Origin of the sequence: Heterorhizobium halophytocola, assembly GCF_017873095.1 — a bacterium.
In the GTDB taxonomy this organism is placed as follows: domain Bacteria; phylum Pseudomonadota; class Alphaproteobacteria; order Rhizobiales; family Rhizobiaceae; genus Allorhizobium; species Allorhizobium halophytocola.
Window position 1 is genome coordinate 157456 of the sequence record NZ_JAGGJU010000004.1, and the last position, 14558, is coordinate 172013.

Annotated in this window: 19 protein-coding genes; 7 read left to right on the forward strand and 12 right to left on the reverse strand. The window is 64.1% G+C overall.

Annotation, left to right across the window (positions count from 1 at the left end; genetic code table 11):
• Positions 1 to 41 precede the first annotated feature (41 nt).
• A complete protein-coding gene (locus J2Z17_RS08580) occupies positions 42 to 647 on the reverse strand; it encodes a YqgE/AlgH family protein (RefSeq protein ID WP_209943913.1) in 606 nt (201 codons plus the stop codon).
• Positions 648 to 885: 238 nt separating this feature from the next.
• On the opposite strand from J2Z17_RS08580, the gene J2Z17_RS08585 reads away from it, so the two are divergent.
• Entirely contained in the window at positions 886 to 1665 is a 780-nt protein-coding gene (locus J2Z17_RS08585) for a protein-disulfide reductase DsbD domain-containing protein (RefSeq protein ID WP_209943914.1), read from the forward strand.
• Positions 1666 to 1728: 63 nt separating this feature from the next.
• On the forward strand, positions 1729 to 2220 hold the full coding sequence (locus tag J2Z17_RS08590) for a peroxiredoxin (RefSeq protein ID WP_209943915.1): 492 nt from the start codon (positions 1729 to 1731) through the stop codon (positions 2218 to 2220).
• A gap of 82 nt (positions 2221 to 2302) precedes the next feature.
• Here J2Z17_RS08590 and J2Z17_RS08595 read toward each other — a convergent pair whose 3' ends face one another.
• On the reverse strand, positions 2303 to 3268 hold the full coding sequence (locus tag J2Z17_RS08595; protein WP_209943916.1) for an NmrA/HSCARG family protein: 966 nt from the start codon (positions 3266 to 3268) through the stop codon (positions 2303 to 2305).
• Between the two features lie 99 nt (positions 3269 to 3367).
• Here J2Z17_RS08595 and J2Z17_RS08600 point away from each other — a divergent pair, with 99 nt between their 5' ends.
• The 5 genes from J2Z17_RS08600 (at position 3368) to J2Z17_RS08615 (ending at position 6709) form a co-directional block, all read left to right on the forward strand.
• On the forward strand, positions 3368 to 3739 hold the full coding sequence (locus J2Z17_RS08600) for a winged helix-turn-helix transcriptional regulator (protein WP_209943917.1): 372 nt from the start codon (positions 3368 to 3370) through the stop codon (positions 3737 to 3739).
• A gap of 330 nt (positions 3740 to 4069) precedes the next feature.
• Positions 4070 to 4192 carry a hypothetical protein gene (locus tag J2Z17_RS25390; RefSeq protein WP_280923351.1) on the forward strand — a complete coding sequence of 41 codons (123 nt, stop codon included), beginning with the start codon at positions 4070 to 4072 and terminating at the stop codon, positions 4190 to 4192.
• The gene (locus tag J2Z17_RS08605; RefSeq protein ID WP_209943918.1) at positions 4189 to 4929 is read left to right on the forward strand and encodes a metal ABC transporter ATP-binding protein; all 741 of its coding nucleotides are present in this window, start codon (positions 4189 to 4191) and stop codon (positions 4927 to 4929) included. Before J2Z17_RS25390 ends, J2Z17_RS08605 begins: the two co-directional genes overlap by 4 nt.
• Positions 4929 to 5798, forward strand: coding sequence for a metal ABC transporter permease (locus J2Z17_RS08610; protein ID WP_377300054.1), 870 nt, complete (start codon positions 4929 to 4931; stop codon positions 5796 to 5798). Before J2Z17_RS08605 ends, J2Z17_RS08610 begins: the two co-directional genes overlap by 1 nt.
• Positions 5799 to 5821: 23 nt before the next feature.
• A complete protein-coding gene (locus J2Z17_RS08615; protein WP_209943919.1) occupies positions 5822 to 6709 on the forward strand; it encodes a metal ABC transporter solute-binding protein, Zn/Mn family in 888 nt (295 codons plus the stop codon).
• Between the two features lie 55 nt (positions 6710 to 6764).
• Here the strand turns inward: J2Z17_RS08615 and J2Z17_RS08620 are convergent, their stop codons facing one another.
• From J2Z17_RS08620 to J2Z17_RS08665, 10 genes are all read right to left on the reverse strand, one after another.
• Positions 6765 to 7073, reverse strand: coding sequence for a Dabb family protein (locus tag J2Z17_RS08620; protein ID WP_209943920.1), 309 nt, complete (start codon positions 7071 to 7073; stop codon positions 6765 to 6767).
• A gap of 96 nt (positions 7074 to 7169) precedes the next feature.
• Positions 7170 to 7637, reverse strand: coding sequence for a ribonuclease HI (gene rnhA / locus J2Z17_RS08625; RefSeq protein WP_209943921.1), 468 nt, complete (start codon positions 7635 to 7637; stop codon positions 7170 to 7172).
• Entirely contained in the window at positions 7634 to 8599 is a 966-nt protein-coding gene (locus J2Z17_RS08630) for a homoserine kinase (protein ID WP_209943922.1), read from the reverse strand. The genes rnhA and J2Z17_RS08630 overlap by 4 nt, the downstream gene beginning before the upstream one ends.
• A gap of 149 nt (positions 8600 to 8748) precedes the next feature.
• Positions 8749 to 9513, reverse strand: a complete 765-nt coding sequence (locus J2Z17_RS08635; protein WP_209943923.1) for a hypothetical protein — start codon at positions 9511 to 9513, stop codon at positions 8749 to 8751.
• 172 nt (positions 9514 to 9685) lie between these two features.
• Complete coding sequence (locus J2Z17_RS08640; protein ID WP_209943924.1) at positions 9686 to 10474, reverse strand: suppressor of fused domain protein; 789 nt, start codon at positions 10472 to 10474, stop codon at positions 9686 to 9688.
• Between the two features lie 350 nt (positions 10475 to 10824).
• A complete protein-coding gene (ispH, locus tag J2Z17_RS08645) occupies positions 10825 to 11829 on the reverse strand; it encodes a 4-hydroxy-3-methylbut-2-enyl diphosphate reductase (protein ID WP_209943925.1) in 1005 nt (334 codons plus the stop codon).
• 5 nt (positions 11830 to 11834) lie between these two features.
• Positions 11835 to 12200, reverse strand: a complete 366-nt coding sequence (locus J2Z17_RS08650) for a DUF1304 domain-containing protein (RefSeq protein ID WP_209943926.1) — start codon at positions 12198 to 12200, stop codon at positions 11835 to 11837.
• A gap of 171 nt (positions 12201 to 12371) precedes the next feature.
• Positions 12372 to 13061 (reverse strand): SURF1 family protein, encoded by a 690-nt coding sequence (locus J2Z17_RS08655; protein ID WP_209944326.1) that lies wholly within the window; start codon positions 13059 to 13061, stop codon positions 12372 to 12374.
• Positions 13062 to 13101: 40 nt separating this feature from the next.
• Positions 13102 to 13485, reverse strand: coding sequence for a DUF983 domain-containing protein (locus J2Z17_RS08660; RefSeq protein WP_209943927.1), 384 nt, complete (start codon positions 13483 to 13485; stop codon positions 13102 to 13104).
• 188 nt (positions 13486 to 13673) lie between these two features.
• A complete protein-coding gene (locus tag J2Z17_RS08665) occupies positions 13674 to 14552 on the reverse strand; it encodes a cytochrome c oxidase subunit 3 (RefSeq protein WP_209943928.1) in 879 nt (292 codons plus the stop codon).
• Positions 14553 to 14558 lie beyond the last annotated feature (6 nt).

Below are 14558 nucleotides of genomic sequence, written 5' to 3' on the forward strand. Positions count from 1 at the left end.
GTCCGGTTCGACCGCCTCAGGCGTGTCCCTGTTCAACCGCCTCAGGCGTGTCCGGCTTCCATGGACAGCATCGCCGGGTTGATGCCCATCAGGGCCAAGGCGCGGTCGTATTTGTCATCAAGGCTGCGGTCGAAGATCAGTTCGTCGGCGGCCGTACAGTTGAGCCAGCCATTGTTGGAGATTTCCTGTTCCAGCTGCCCCGGCCCCCAGCCGGCATAGCCGAGCAGCATGACGGCGCGATGTGGCGCATGGCCGTCGGAGATCGCACGGACAATGTCGAGGGTGGCGGTCAAGGAGATGTCGTCGCTGACCGGGATAGAACTGTCGCTCAGATAATCGTCCGTATGGAGCACGAAGCCGCGGCCGCTTTCGACCGGGCCACCATTCTGCACCGGAAAATCGCGCGCCTCGCGCGGCAGCATGATCAGCTCTTCGCCGGGCACGATTTCCAGATGCGACAGCACGTCGGGAAAGGTCACGGCCTGGTGCCGGTTGATGATGAAGCCCATGGCGCCGGCAGGCGAATGGGCGCAGATATAGACGACGGCCCTGGCGAAGTTGCTGTCTGCCATGCCCGGCATGGCAATCACGAACTGCCCGTCGAGAAAGCCGCGTTCCCTATCCTTGGTCAGGGTTGTCAGTGTCATGCTTCCTCCGGCCAGGAGCCCGTTCAAGGGCCGTGCTTCGAGTTCACCGTTGCATGCTTGAGCAACAGCATGCTGCATCCCAGCCGTTCAATCAACTGAAAATGAACGCCGACCCGAAAGCGTGACTGGTCCGGACTGGCGCCATAGGCTAAATCCCTGACCCATGAGTTCGTTCCCGCATATACGGGCGCTACGTGCGCTTCTTGTCATTGCCGCCGGCCTTGCCGGAGCAACCGCCATGTCCACCGCAGCCACCGCCGGCGAAAGCGCCTGGGCCGAGACGGAGGGCGGGCGCATGCGCCTGATCCTGGCTGGAAATGACGGCAACGGCATCTATGAGGGCGCGCTCGAAATCGAGCCGCAGCCGGGCTGGATCACCTATTGGCGCGAGCCGGGCGACAGCGGCATTCCACCGCAGATCACCGTGTCGCCGGACAGTCCGCTGACGCTGCAATCGATCGCCTATCCGACGCCGAAGCGGATCGACAACGGTCCCGTCACCGATCTCGCCTATGACAGACCGGTGTCCCTGCCGCTGACATTCCAGACGGACGGCAAGGTCGATGCCGCCGGCAAGCCCCTGGACCTGCAGGTGTTCATCGGGCTCTGCAAGAATATCTGCATTCCCTTCCAGGCCGATTTCAAGCTGGCCGTGCCGGCCGGCTCGGAGCCGCAGGATGCGATCAGGATCCGCATGGCCCGCCAGACGCTGCCGGCCGCACCATCGAAGGATTTCAGCGTGGCCGATGTACGCCGCAGCGACGACGGCAAGGCGCTGCTGATGGATCTCGCCCTGCCCGGCGGCTCGGCTGAGGGCCTGCAACTCTATGTCACCGGCAAGCCCGGCATGGTCTACATGACCTATAACGTCGAGAAGACGGCGGGCGGTCTCGTCAGCGTACGCATGCCGATTGCGGGCCTGCCGCTCGCTGGCCAACCGAAGGCCGAGGCCGGCACCTGGCGCCTGCTTGCCATCGACGGCAGCCGCGCCATGCAGACGCCCCTTGCCTTCGACTGACCGCCCCCTATAATTTTCAAAGCGGGTCCTGTCGGCCCATCTCGCCCCCCTGGAGGATATCCCATGACCATTGCGATCGGTGATCGTCTGCCCGAAGCCACATTCAAGGAAAAGACGGCCGACGGCATCGTCGATGTCGGCGCAGACAGCCTGTTTGCCGGCAAGACCGTCGTGCTGTTTGCCGTGCCGGGCGCGTTTACGCCGACCTGTTCGCTGAACCATCTTCCCGGCTATCTGGAAAACCGGGACGCGATCCTGGCACGCGGCGTCGACGAGATCGCCGTGGTCTCGGTCAACGATCCGCATGTGATGGGCGCCTGGTCGGAGCAGAGCGGCGGCAGGGGCAAGATCCGGTTCCTCGCCGACGGCAACGGCGCCTTTACCAAGGCCGTCGGCCTCGATATCGACCTTTCGGGCGGTATGATGGGCACGCGCTCCAAGCGCTATTCGATGCTGGTCAAGGACGGCGTGGTCAAGTCACTCGACGTCGAGGACAGCCCGGGCAAGGCGACCGTCTCGGCCGCGGCCACCATGCTCGACCATCTGAGCGCCTGAACCATAATCGGTCTGCAGCAACGGCGCTTGCAATGAACAATCGTCGAGAGGCGGCGCGATCGAGCACCGCCTCTCTGATTTTTCAGCGCAGGGCGAGATCCGCGTCGCCCGCCTCGAGCGCCCTCTGCAACAGGGGTTTGCCCGGCCCGTCCAGCCATGCGTCGAAGCTGAGCAAGGGGCCGAATTCGCGCTGGAGGCCCTCGATGTCGGCATTGCCTGCCAGCCGCCCGTCGTCGAAGAGTGCGGCCAGATGGCCGAGAAACGGATTTGACTCAAGCACAGCGTCGGGGAAGCGCGCATACTGGATCGGCCGTCCGGCGGCGCGGCTGAGGCTTTTCTCAAGATCCTTGCCCGTCAGGCGATCACCGGCGATCTCGAAGGTGCGCCCTACATAGGTGTCGGGATCTGCGAAGATCGCCGCAACGATCCGGCCGATATCACGCACGGCAATCGTCTGCCCCACCTGATCCGGCCGCAGGAAGAAATTGAAGCGGCCCTGATCCAGTCCCATGCCGGGCAGCATCAGCAATTCCATGAAGCCCGCCGGCCGGATGATGGTGCTGGCGACCGCAAGCCCGCGGATATGCGCCTCGATCTCCGCCTTGCTGTCGAAATGGCCCATGCCGGTCTTTTCCTCGCCGGCGGCATTGACCGAGGTATAGACGAGATGCCGGACGCCGGCCTCGACGGCCAGGTCCGCAACGGTCTTGCCGTAACCGATCTCCTGCGCGTCGGAGACACCATAGGCCGCCCCCTGGCCGGAACTCGGCTGGACGCTGAAGACGCCGTAAACCCCGGCCAGCGCGGCCCTGATCGACGCGCCGTTTGAGAGATCGCCCTGATGCAGGGCCACCCCGATATCAGCAAGCGCCTGCGCCTTTGCGCTCGTCGGCGCGCGCACCAGGGCGGTCACGTTCCATCCGGCGGCCCGCAGCGCTTCGGCCACCGCACCGCCCTGCTGGCCGGTGGCACCGAAGACCAGAATGGTCTTGCTGTCATGCGAAGCATCCGCGCTTCGGGTCTGTGATCTGTCGTTTCCAGCTGGCATTTTAGCCTCCTTGTTTATGGAGGCCAGACTAGGTATACATTTTATACGTGGAGGCAATTACGCACCTGCATGCTACCTGGTAGCCGGGAGTATACCGAAATGTCGGCGACATCGTCCGAAGACCTCGAAATCAACCGCATCGTGCTGGAGGAGATCACCAGCAAATGGTCGCTGATCGTGCTTGGTTGTCTGTGCAGCGGCCCGATGCGGTTCAATGCGCTGCGCCGCGCCAACCCGATGGTCACCCAGAAGGCCCTGACCCAATGCCTTCGCCGGCTGGAATCGAACGGCTTCATCACCCGCTCGGTGGCCAGCCTGGCGCCGGTGGCCGTGGTCTACGAGGTCTCGCCGCTCGGCCGCTCGCTGGAACCACATCTGCAGGCCATCCTGCAATGGGCCAGCGACCACCGGGGGGACGTGCTGTCGGCCCAACAGGCGTTTGCCGAACGGAGCGGCGGCAGCGGCTTCTAGCGGATCCGCGCGCATTCCGGCGAGGGCATTTTGAACAACGAGCGCACAGGCGCGAACAGTCGCGGGCGTTTCAGGCATTTGGTGATGCTCATCTTCTGCGGCCGCGGTTCGTGTGAACCCGCATTCGTCCTGCCGTCCAACATCCGGCGCCCTGACGGAGCGCGCGGAAGGACTTAGGGGGCCGCATCCGTCTTCCCCTATTGGCCCACCCTTCCCCCGCATTGCCCCCTCGTCTCACAAACAGAGAGGCAAAACGTCGGGCTGCCGCATTTACGCCTTAATGTTATACAATTACGCAAATGTAATTGTATAACATTTATTCGGGTACCGATGTCCTCTCCATTCCGCTTCACCGATCTGCTGCAGCAGAGTGCCCTGCACCGGCTGGTCGTCGCCTGCCTGCTGATCGCCGGTCTCTGGCTTGCGATCCTCTGGGCCGCCAACCTCGCATGACCCCGCCGGTCCTGACCTTCGACAACGTCACGCTCGCCTACCAGCGCCACCCTGCCCTGCACCATCTGAGCGGCAAGCTGCAGGAGGGCAGCCTGACGGCGGTGGCCGGGCCGAACGGGGCCGGCAAATCGACGCTGCTGAAGGCGATAATCGGCGAGGTGCCGGTGTCCGAGGGACGGATCGTCCACGGCGCGCATGCCCGTGACATCGGCTATCTGCCGCAGATCGCCGAGATCAACCGCCGCTTCCCGATCACCGTCCTCGACACGGTGCTGATGGGCGGCTGGAAGGCGACGGGCGCCTTCGGCCGGGTTGGACGGGAGATGCTGTCGCTTGCGCGCGCGGCGCTGGAGGATGTCGGGCTTGCCGGTTTCGACTACCGGCTGATCGGTTCGCTGTCGGTCGGTCAGTTGCAGCGCGTGCTGTTCGCCCGGCTGATCCTGCAGGACATGCCTGTCATCCTGCTCGACGAACCGTTCAACGCCATCGACGCACGCACCATTGCGGTGCTTGTCGAGATCATCGCCGGCTGGCATCGCGAGGGCCGTACGGTGCTTGCCGTGCTGCACGACATGGACCTCATCCGCCGCCACTTTCCAGAGACGCTGCTGCTGGCGCGCCGCCCGATTGCCTGGGGCCAGACATGCCAGGCGCTCAGCCCCGACAACCTGGCGCACGCCATGGCGCTTGCCGAGGCCTGGGACGAGAACAGCGAACCCTGCCGGAAAGTCTCCTGATGCTGCACGACCTGATCGTTTCGCCCTTCGCCGATTACGGCTTCATGCGTCGCGCGCTGATTGCCTGTCTCTGCCTGTCACTCGGTGCCGCCCCGATCGGCTGTATCCTCACGCTGCGGCGGATGAGCCTGATGGGCGATGCGCTCAGCCACGCGGTACTGCCGGGGGCGGCGATCGGCTATCTGCTGGCCGGCTCGCTTTCCGTTGCGGCCATGGGCCTCGGTGGGCTGGTGGCCGGTCTGTCCGTGGCGCTGCTGGCCGGCGCCGTCAGCCGCCTGACCAGCCAGCAGGAGGATGCAAGCTTTGCCTGCTTCTACCTCGCCTCCCTGGCCCTTGGCGTGCTGATCGTCTCGCTGAAAGGCTCGAACATCGATCTGTTGCATGTGCTGTTCGGCAGCGTGCTCGCGATCGATGACGAGGCGCTCTATCTGGTCGGCGGGATCGCATCCCTCACCCTCATGCTGCTGGCGCTGATCTATCGCCCGCTGGTCGCCGAATGTTTCGACCCCGGCTATCTGCGGTCGATCAAGGTGCGCGGAAGCGTCTATCACGGGCTCTTCCTGCTGATGCTGGTGCTGAACCTCGTCGCCGGCTTCCAGACGCTCGGCACGCTGCTCTCCATCGGCCTGATGATCCTGCCCGCCTCGATCGCGCAGCTCTGGGCGCGGTCGCTGCCGGGGATGATGGCGATCGCCGCGGCAAGCGCCTTTGCCGCGGGCTTTTCCGGCCTCGTCGTCTCCTACCGTCTGGCGCTCGCCTCCGGTCCGACGATCATCGTTGCCGCGGCCCTCCTCTACGCCGTCTCGCTTCTCGCCGCCCCGTCGGGCCTGGTCCGCCGCCTCTTTCCCCGCCCTCACCTGCAGAACTGACATCAACCAAGGAGTAGTTCCCCATGAGACCATATCTCTTGCTTGCCAGCCTCGCTTTGCCGCTTGTCGCCGGCACGGCGTCCGCCAGGGATCTGACGGCCGTCGCCAGCTTCACCGTGCTGGCCGACGTGGTCCACCAGGTCGCCGGCGATCACGTCACGGTCGAAAGCCTGATCGGCCCCAATGGCGATCCGCACGAATTCGAACCCTCGCCAAAGGACGCGAAGATGCTGAAATCGGCCGACCTCGTCTTCGTCAGCGGCGAGGGGCTGGAAGGCTGGATGGACAGGCTGGTCACGGCATCGGGCTTTGCCGGTACGCCGGTCACCGCCTCGGCCGGGATAGACACAAGGACGATGGACGAGGACGGCGAGACGATCACCGATCCGCATGTCTGGAACGACCCGAACAATGTCAAAACCTGGGTCGGCAATATCGAGGCGGCGCTGGCAAAGGCCGATCCCGCCAATGCCAAGGCCTATGCGGCCAATGCGAAAGCCTACCTCGCCAAGCTCTCCGCATTGGACGCGCAGGCGCATCAGGCCTTCGACAGCATCCCGGTCTCCGAGCGCAAGGTGCTGACCAGCCACGACGCCTTCGGCTATTTCGGCCGGGCCTATGACGTGACGTTTCTGTCGCCCGTCGGCCTGTCGACCGAAAGCGAGGCCTCGGCCGCCGGCGTTGCCGGGCTGATCGACCAGATCAGGGCGGAGGGGGTGAAGGCCTATTTCTTCGAGAACTCCAACGATCCGCGCCTCGTCAACCAGATTGCCAAGGCGACCGGCGCCAGGCCCGGTGGCGAACTCTATGTCGAATCGCTGTCGGACGCCTCCGGCCCGGCGGCAACCTATGAGCAGATGATGCGCTATGACATCCAGCAGCTGGCAAAGGCGATGAAGGGCAATAGCTGAGCGCTGTCGCCGAGCGACGGCAGGAGGTGAGGCATCACCGCGCCTCCTGCCCCCTTCAGACTTCCATGTCGAAGACGAGCATGCCGGACAGGCCGCCGTCGGTGACGGCCAGCAGGTGCTCGTTGATCTCACGGTGCTTGGGATGGCTGAGGAAGATATCGAGCGCATCCGCGTCGGTGAAGGTGACGGAAAAGCCGTCGAGAAACCCGCCGTTCAGGCCTTCCGTCGAAACATTCGGGCCCGACTTGAAGTCGACACCGCCGGGAAGATCCTGCTGCAGATCGGCGAGCGAGGCATAGATCGCCTCCTTGTCGGGCGCCTGAAATGAGGCCTTGAAGCGCAGAAAAACGCTGTGCTGGATCATGAAATTCTCCTGGTTCGAACCGCCGGAAAATAAGACGAGCGCTGATTAAATCAAGTCGCGAAGCACCGTCTGACAAGGTTGAGGACGACCGGCGGGCTACTTGCCGAGCAGCGCCTTGCCCAGATTGGGCTTCTTGAACGGCGCCATGCCATTGCGGGCGAGTTCGTCGGCGCGCTCGTTTTCCGGATGGCCGGCATGCCCCTTGACCCAGTGCCACTTGACCTTGTGGCGCTGGTTGGCGGCGTCCAGCTGCTGCCAGAGCTCGCCGTTCTTCACCGGCTTCTTGTCGGCGGTCTTCCAGCCGTTCTTCTTCCAGCCGAAGATCCATTTCGAGATACCGTCCATCACATATTTGCTGTCGGTATAAAGATCGACCTCGCAGGGGTCCTTGAGCGCACTGAGGGCGGTGATCGCCGCCAGCAGCTCCATGCGGTTGTTGGTCGTCTGGGCCTCGCCGCCGTTGAGTTCCTTTTCGGTGTCGCCGTAGCGCAGCACCGCACCCCATCCGCCGGGACCGGGATTGCCCGAACAGGCCCCGTCGGTGAAGATGTCGACATGTTTCATGGCGTCAGTCCGTATTCCGTGCTGTTTTCGATGGCGCGGTGAAAGCGCAGTTTCTTCAGATATTCGAGCGGGTCCTTCTTGACCACCAGCGCGCCCTCCGGCGTCATCAGCCAGTCGTAGAGGCGGGTGAGGAAGAAGCGCAGCGCAGACCCGCGGCAAAGCACCGGCAGGGCATCGACTTCGGCGTCAAGGAGCGGGCGCACCGACTGGTAGCCCTCGATCATCGCCTTGCCCTTGGTGATGTTGTAGGCGCCGTCCTTCTCGAAGCACCAGGCATTGAGGCCGATCGCCAGGTCATAGGCGAGCAGGTCGTTGCAGGCGAAATAAAAATCGATCAGGCCCGACAGGTCGTCGCCGAGAAAGAAGACGTTGTCCGGAAAGAGATCGGCATGGATGACGCCGTCCGGCAGGTCCTTCGGCCAGTGCGTTCCGAGAAAGGCCATCTCGTCGCCGACCTCGGCCTCCAGACCGGGCTCGACCTCGTCGGCGCGATCCTTCGACTTCGCCCAGAGGTCTTGCCAGCCGTCGAGCGACAGCGCATTCGGGCGGCGGATGGCGAAGTCGCGGCCGGCGACATGCATCCGCGCCAGCGCTACGCCGACTTCGCGGCAATGCCGTGCCTCCGGCTTTCGAAGCCACATGCCCTCGAGAAACGAGATCAGCGCGGCTGGACGTCCCGACAGTTCGCCCAGCAATGCCCCGTCCCTGCGCGGCAGCGGCAGGGGGCAGCTCAGCCCACGTTCGGCCAGATGATGCATCAGACCGAGAAAGAACGGCAGATCGTTCTTGTCCACGCGTTTTTCGTAAAGCGTCAGGATCAGCGGGTCGGTCGAGGTGTGCAGCAGGAAGTTGGAATTTTCGACGCCCTCGGCGATGCCCTTGAACGACAGCAGATCGCCTGCCTCGTACTCGGCCAGAAACGCCTTCAGATCGACTTCGTTGATGTCGGTATAGACTGCCACGGTTGCCTTGCGCCTTTTCCCTGACTTGCGGTTTCGCCCTGAAGCTTAGCGCAAGGCATACAGGGGCGGAAAAGCGAGTGCCAGCCTTTCGCGCAAATGAGCACAGGAATTCGGGGCGATGGCGGATAGGCGTGCAAGGCAGTGGAGGATCATTCCATTCGGTAGACATACAGTGCCGTCCGGCGGCCGTCATCGACCGCGACCACCCGCTCCGGCTCGACATCCGGCACCAGAAAGCTGTTGCTGACCAGCAGCGTGCCGGGGCGCATTTCGGCCTTGGCCTTCTCGTAGAGTCTCGGCATCGGTACCGGCGAGAGGAAGCAGTAGACGAGGTCGTGGCGCGACAGGTCTTCTGCCCAGAGGCTGCGATAGCGGATATGCGCATTCGGCAGACGGGCCAGCAGCAGCCGCAACCGCGACAGCAGGAAGACCAGTGGTGCGGTCTCGACGCCCTGGGCATGCAGATGCGGCCGTGTCCTTGCCAGATAAAGGACGATGCCGCCGGTGCCGCTGCCCAGATCGACCAGGCTTTCGGCACCCGCGTCCTCGGCGATCTGCCCGACCGCCTCGAAGGTGCGGCGATTGGTGAGATAAAGCGGCACCTGTTCGGACGCGCTGTTCCAGTAGATCAGCAGGCAGAGGGCGAAGGCCGCGAGAAAGGTCCAGGCCGGCACGATCGGGGCCATGGCCAGCATCAGCGGCAGCAGGAGTTGCAGCGGCCACCAGATCAGCGGCAGGCCGAGAAGCCGGCCGATCAGCGCCGCCGCCGCCCCCTGGACGAGGAAAATGACGATCTGGGTGATCGAGCCGACCGGCGGAATGAGGTCGCGCAGCAGCCAGAGCGCGGCCAGCACGGCACCTTGCGACAGGACAACCTTGAAAACAGGCCCGAGATGGCGGCCGATGCCTTGCATGAACTCCCCCAAAAGGGGCGCAAACACCGACATGTCCGCGACGCCCGAACGTCGCTTACCCCATGGCCGGTATGGAGCGATGCCGCCGGTCGGTCAATGCGGCGATCGGTCGTCACCCTAAAATGGTCTCCGTCGATCCATCGTGGCGTACAGGTTCGCGTGGCTCCCACGCTCAGTCGGAAACGTCCTCGCGCCCGAGATCGCTCAAGGCCCCCTGTGGGCGGGCCGCCAGCCGCTCGGTCACCCTGCGGCGGGCACTGGCGCCGTCCTTGCGGATCGCTTCGAGTTCGCGCGCCGTCAACAGCACCACCGGTACGACGGTGACGGGCGAAAGCGGCGTGTCGGAAATCCGGGTGGCGAAATCGGGAGCCGGCCCGCCGATCAGCATCCCGATCGCATCGTCCGACGTGACAAAGCGTGCGGGCAACTGGCTGGTCAGGACCTGCGAGGCGCTGACGCCGGGGATTTCGAGCGACAGCACGCCGTAGTCCTGCAATTGCGGCCGGATGCCGCCGGCCTCCGCGACCATGCCGGCGACCTGCTGCAGGATGACGAAGGCCCAGCTTCGGCTGAGATCGCCGACCGTGCCGGCAGGGCCTGCGAGATCGTCCGGAATGTCGCCCGTTTCGATGAAGAGTTCGACCTCGAAGCCGTTGCCGGCGCCGGAAACGCCTTTGAACGGATCCGAAAGGCCGTCGGTGGCAAGGATCACCCGGCCGTCGCGGCGGATCACGCGGTAGGCCTGACGGGTCGTCGGCCAGGCGGCGGCGCCACGCAGTCCGGCGCTGACCAGCGGCGCCAACACGTCCGGCTCCATCCGTCCGATGGCGCTCCAATAGCCGTCACGCGCGGCATAGGTCCGCTTGTCGGTCAGATCCTCGTCGCCCAGGGCAATCGTCTGGGCGCCGGCATGGCAGCAGGCCAAAAGCCCTAGGAACACGGCCACCAAAACTTTCTTCAAACCCTATCCTCCGGCGGCATTTGGCGACCTCGATCTGCCGATTGAAGATAAGCATACTTTGCATGAGGTCAACTGCACAACGCTGCCTGGAGAGGATGCTGAGGAGGCTTCAGGGCATGCCGGATGCGGGGGGGGTGGGAATGGTAAGCGAGCGGTGAGGCGCGGAGGTTGGGACTGCGGGGTCGAAGTCGCCTGACAGTTCCGCTGGAACGCCGTCAGAGGTTACCGCAGGTATCGATCAAATGATTTCACGGGCTGGCAGTGGCGGCCAAAGCCGTCGCGCACTGCCGGCCCGTCGCTTTGGCTGCGGGCGTTCGCCGCTGCAATCGATTCACGGGATCGATCGCGGCTCACCCATTTACCCAGGCCATGTCCTCGGTCGTCAATTCGACGTCCCGCAGTTCGCGGTTGACGAGAAAATGCTCGTTCTCGATCGAGAATTCGGCCAGTTCGAGCGTCGTTTCATACCGCGCCTTGAACGCCTCGATGATCTCGTTGACGATGACCTCCGGCGCCGATGCACCGGCAGACAGGCCGACGGTCGCGACCGGGCCGATGGCGTCCCAGTCGATTTCCGAGGCACGCTGGACCAGCAGAGACTGCTTGGCCCCTGCCCGCAGTGCCACTTCGACAAGGCGTCTGGAATTGGACGAATTCGGCGCGCCGACGATCAGGAAGAAGTCACAGCCGGGGGCTGCCTGCTTTACCGCCTCCTGGCGGTTGGTGGTCGCATAGCAGATGCTGTCTGCCGCCGGCGCCTTCAAATTGGGAAAGCGCTCGGTCAGCTTGGCAATCACCCCGGCCGTGTCGTCGACCGAAAGCGTCGTCTGGGTGACGAAGCCGAGATTGTCGGGATCGACCGGCTGGTAGGTCTCGGCATCGGCGACAGTTTCCACCAGCGATACCGCGCCTTCGGGGAGTTGCCCCATGGTGCCGATCACTTCCGGATGGCCGGCATGGCCGATCAGCACGACATGGCGGCCGAGACGCTCGTGGCGCATCGCCTGCTTGTGCACCTTGGAGACCAGCGGGCAGGTGGCGTCGAGATAGAAGAGATTGCGATCGGACGCATCGGCCGGCACCGATTTCGGCACGCCATGGGCGGAAAACACCACCGGCTGGTCGCGATGCTCTGCCGGGATTTCGTGCAACTCCTCGACGAAGACGGCCCCCTTGGCCTCCAGCCCTTCGACCACGTAGCGATTGTGGACGATCTCATGGCGGACATAGACCGGGGCTCCGTAGCGCTTGAGGGCCAGAACAACGATCTGGATCGCCCGATCGACGCCGGCGCAAAAGCCGCGCGGGCCGCAAAGGCGGATCGTCAGTTTCGGTTTGGTCACGGTCATGTTCATGTCGGTCAGCCAGCAATCAGAACAGCAAGAAAGGCAAGGGCGGCCGGAAATGCCTGGATCAGCAGGATCCGCCGCGACGCCGTCAGGCCCCCATATAGGCCCGCGATGACCACGCAGCCAAGAAAAAACAGTTTCAATGCGGTGGCGAAGCCGGCATCGGCCACCAGAAGGCTCCAGAAAAGGCCGGCCGCCAGGAAGCCGTTATAGAGCCCCTGATTGGCCGCCAGCACCCGCGTCGCCTCGGCCTGCGCCTTCGACATGCCGAAGGCTTTCAGGCCGCGCGGCCGGGTCCAGAGAAACATTTCCAGCACGAGAATATAGACATGTTCGACGGCGACCAGCGCCACCAGAATGAGCCCCAGATAATGCATATCGTTATCCTCCCCGTTGATCTCTAACCGTGTCCGGCACGGCATCACGCATTGCCTGCCGCCACAAGATACGGACTTCCCGGCGAAAACGGATCGCCGGCACGGCTGCATCCCGAGGCTCTCCCACCATGTCCGGAGAGGAGACCGGTTCCGGCTTTGCCGGGAATCGCCCTACCGCCTGCGGCGCAGCAGTGCGTAACCGCAAACGCCGGCAAGGGCCAGCGCCAGTCCATACCAGGTGATCGCATATTCCAGGTGGCTGTTCGGCAGATCGATCAGGGTCACCCCGCCTTTCGGCCAGCCGCCCGGCACGGGCGTGTCATCGGCGTCGATGAAGAACGGCAGCACCTTGTCGGACGGCAGGCCGACGCTTGCGGCCATGCCGTCGAGATCCTTCCAGTAGAAAATGTTCTTCGCCGCATCATTGTCCGGCACCAGGCTGGAAGGCTTGGCCGCAAGCCTGCCGCGCGCAAGGCCGGTGACCGTCACCGCATCCGCCGGCAGCCCGGCGGCGCGTTTGTCAGGCGCCTTCAGATCGTAGGGCACGAAGCCGCGATTGACGAACAGATAGCGGCCGTCGTCGAGCGCGAGCGGCGTATAGACGTTGAAGCCCGCCTCGCCCTGGTAGGTCGAAAGGAAATGCCGCTCCTTGTCGTTGAGGAAATGGCCGCTTGCCGTGGCGCGGCGATAGTCGACATCCTGCCCGTCGGCCACCATCCGCCGGATATCCTCGAGCGGCAGCGCCACGGCGGCCGTGCGGCGCGTCTCGATGTCCGACAGCAGTGCCTCCTTCCAGTGCAGCCGGCGCACCTGCCAGTTGCCGAGGGAGATCAGGATGGCAAAGGCAACGAGCGCGGCCATCACGGCAGCGAGGAGGCGAAAGGACGGACGCCTGGAGGTTTCAGCCACGGTCTATCGTGCCCTGGCCCGCATTGTGGCGATACTGCAGGGCGATCAGCATAGCCTTGATCGTGCGCAGCAGCCAGAGCGAGACTGCGATCGCCAAGGGACCGAAGATCAGGATGTGCACCCAGATCGGCGGCTGGTAGGTGATGTCGGTCCAGACCGCCAGCCCGACGACGATCAGATCGGCCAGCAGGATGACGAAGATCACCGGCCCGTCGCCGGCATCGATGAAGGAATAGTCCAGCCCGCAATTGGCGCAGACCGGCTTCAGTTTGGTCAACCCGTCGAACAGCTTGCCCTGCCCGCAGCGCGGACAGCGCGCCGTCAGCCCGGCCCTTATAGGGTCCACAGGCGCGAAATGGGCGTGATCTTCATCCATGCTATTCCTTCCCCCGCCCGCTTGCCGCCAGCGATCCGGATACTGCGCGTTGCGGCATTATAGGGCGCGGCCAGAGCCGGCGCCATGCGTCAAACTGTGCCGGGCGGATCGCAAATCGGAAACGACAAGGTGCTCGAAACGATGAACGGCGCCCCGCAAGGCGCCGTTGTGATTGTGGTTGCCAAGGCTCAGCCTTCGGCCAGCGGCGCGCCCCATCCACCCCAGATGTAGATCGAGAAGAACAGGAACAGCCAGACCACGTCGACGAAATGCCAGTACCAGGCGGCCGCCTCGAAGCCGAAATGCTGCTTGGCGGTGAAGTCGCCCTTTACCGCCCGCAACAGGCAGACCAGCAGGAAGATCGTGCCGATCAGCACGTGGAAGCCGTGGAACCCGGTCGCCATGAAGAAGGTGGCGCCGTAGATCGAGCTCTTGAACTCGAACGGTGCGTGGACGTATTCCCAGCCCTGGACGAAGGAAAACAGAATGCCGAGCAGCACTGTCAGCGTCAGGCCGGAGATCAGGCCCTTGCGGTCGTTTTCCAGCAGCGCATGGTGCGCCCAGGTGACCGTGGTGCCCGACAGCAGCAGGATCACGGTGTTATAAAGCGGCAGGTGCCAGGGATCGAGCACCTCGACGCCCTTCGGCGGCCACTGACCGCCGGTGAACTCGACACGGGTCGCCTGGATCGCCTCGTTGGCATAGAGGCTGGCGTCGAAAAAGGCCCAGAACCAGGCGACGAAGAACATCACCTCGGAGGCGATGAACATGATCATGCCGTAGCGCAGATGCAGCGAGACGACGCGGGTATGGGCCCCGTCATGGGCCTCCTTGATCGTGTCGGCCCACCAGCCGATCATCGTGTAGATGATCAGCGCCAGTCCCATGAAGAACAGCCAGGGATTGGCCAGTTCCAGTCCGAACAGCCTGAACGAGCCGCCCGACAGATAGCGCATGAAGCACACACCGCCAAACGTGGCCACGAAGGCGCCGATCGAAGCGATCAGCGGCCAGGGGCTCGGATCGATGATGTGATAATCATGCTGTTTTTGATGCGCGTCTGCCATGTCAGC

Coding starts and splice junctions, on each gene's coding strand:
- J2Z17_RS08665 (WP_209943928.1), bottom strand. CDS start 14,552: ATGGCAGACGCGCATCAAAAACAGCATGATTATCACATCATCGATCCG.
- J2Z17_RS08615 (WP_209943919.1), top strand. CDS start 5,822: ATGAGACCATATCTCTTGCTTGCCAGCCTCGCTTTGCCGCTTGTCGCC.
- rnhA (WP_209943921.1), bottom strand. CDS start 7,637: ATGAAACATGTCGACATCTTCACCGACGGGGCCTGTTCGGGCAATCCC.
- ispH (WP_209943925.1), bottom strand. CDS start 11,829: ATGAACATGACCGTGACCAAACCGAAACTGACGATCCGCCTTTGCGGC.
- J2Z17_RS08660 (WP_209943927.1), bottom strand. CDS start 13,485: ATGGATGAAGATCACGCCCATTTCGCGCCTGTGGACCCTATAAGGGCC.
- J2Z17_RS08650 (WP_209943926.1), bottom strand. CDS start 12,200: ATGCATTATCTGGGGCTCATTCTGGTGGCGCTGGTCGCCGTCGAACAT.
- J2Z17_RS08585 (WP_209943914.1), top strand. CDS start 886: ATGTCCACCGCAGCCACCGCCGGCGAAAGCGCCTGGGCCGAGACGGAG.
- J2Z17_RS08580 (WP_209943913.1), bottom strand. CDS start 647: ATGACACTGACAACCCTGACCAAGGATAGGGAACGCGGCTTTCTCGAC.
- J2Z17_RS08610 (WP_377300054.1), top strand. CDS start 4,929: ATGCTGCACGACCTGATCGTTTCGCCCTTCGCCGATTACGGCTTCATG.
- J2Z17_RS08635 (WP_209943923.1), bottom strand. CDS start 9,513: ATGCAAGGCATCGGCCGCCATCTCGGGCCTGTTTTCAAGGTTGTCCTG.
- J2Z17_RS08595 (WP_209943916.1), bottom strand. CDS start 3,268: ATGCCAGCTGGAAACGACAGATCACAGACCCGAAGCGCGGATGCTTCG.
- J2Z17_RS25390 (WP_280923351.1), top strand. CDS start 4,070: ATGTCCTCTCCATTCCGCTTCACCGATCTGCTGCAGCAGAGTGCCCTG.
- J2Z17_RS08600 (WP_209943917.1), top strand. CDS start 3,368: ATGTCGGCGACATCGTCCGAAGACCTCGAAATCAACCGCATCGTGCTG.
- J2Z17_RS08605 (WP_209943918.1), top strand. CDS start 4,189: ATGACCCCGCCGGTCCTGACCTTCGACAACGTCACGCTCGCCTACCAG.
- J2Z17_RS08655 (WP_209944326.1), bottom strand. CDS start 13,061: ATGGCCGCGCTCGTTGCCTTTGCCATCCTGATCTCCCTCGGCAACTGG.
- J2Z17_RS08620 (WP_209943920.1), bottom strand. CDS start 7,073: ATGATCCAGCACAGCGTTTTTCTGCGCTTCAAGGCCTCATTTCAGGCG.
- J2Z17_RS08590 (WP_209943915.1), top strand. CDS start 1,729: ATGACCATTGCGATCGGTGATCGTCTGCCCGAAGCCACATTCAAGGAA.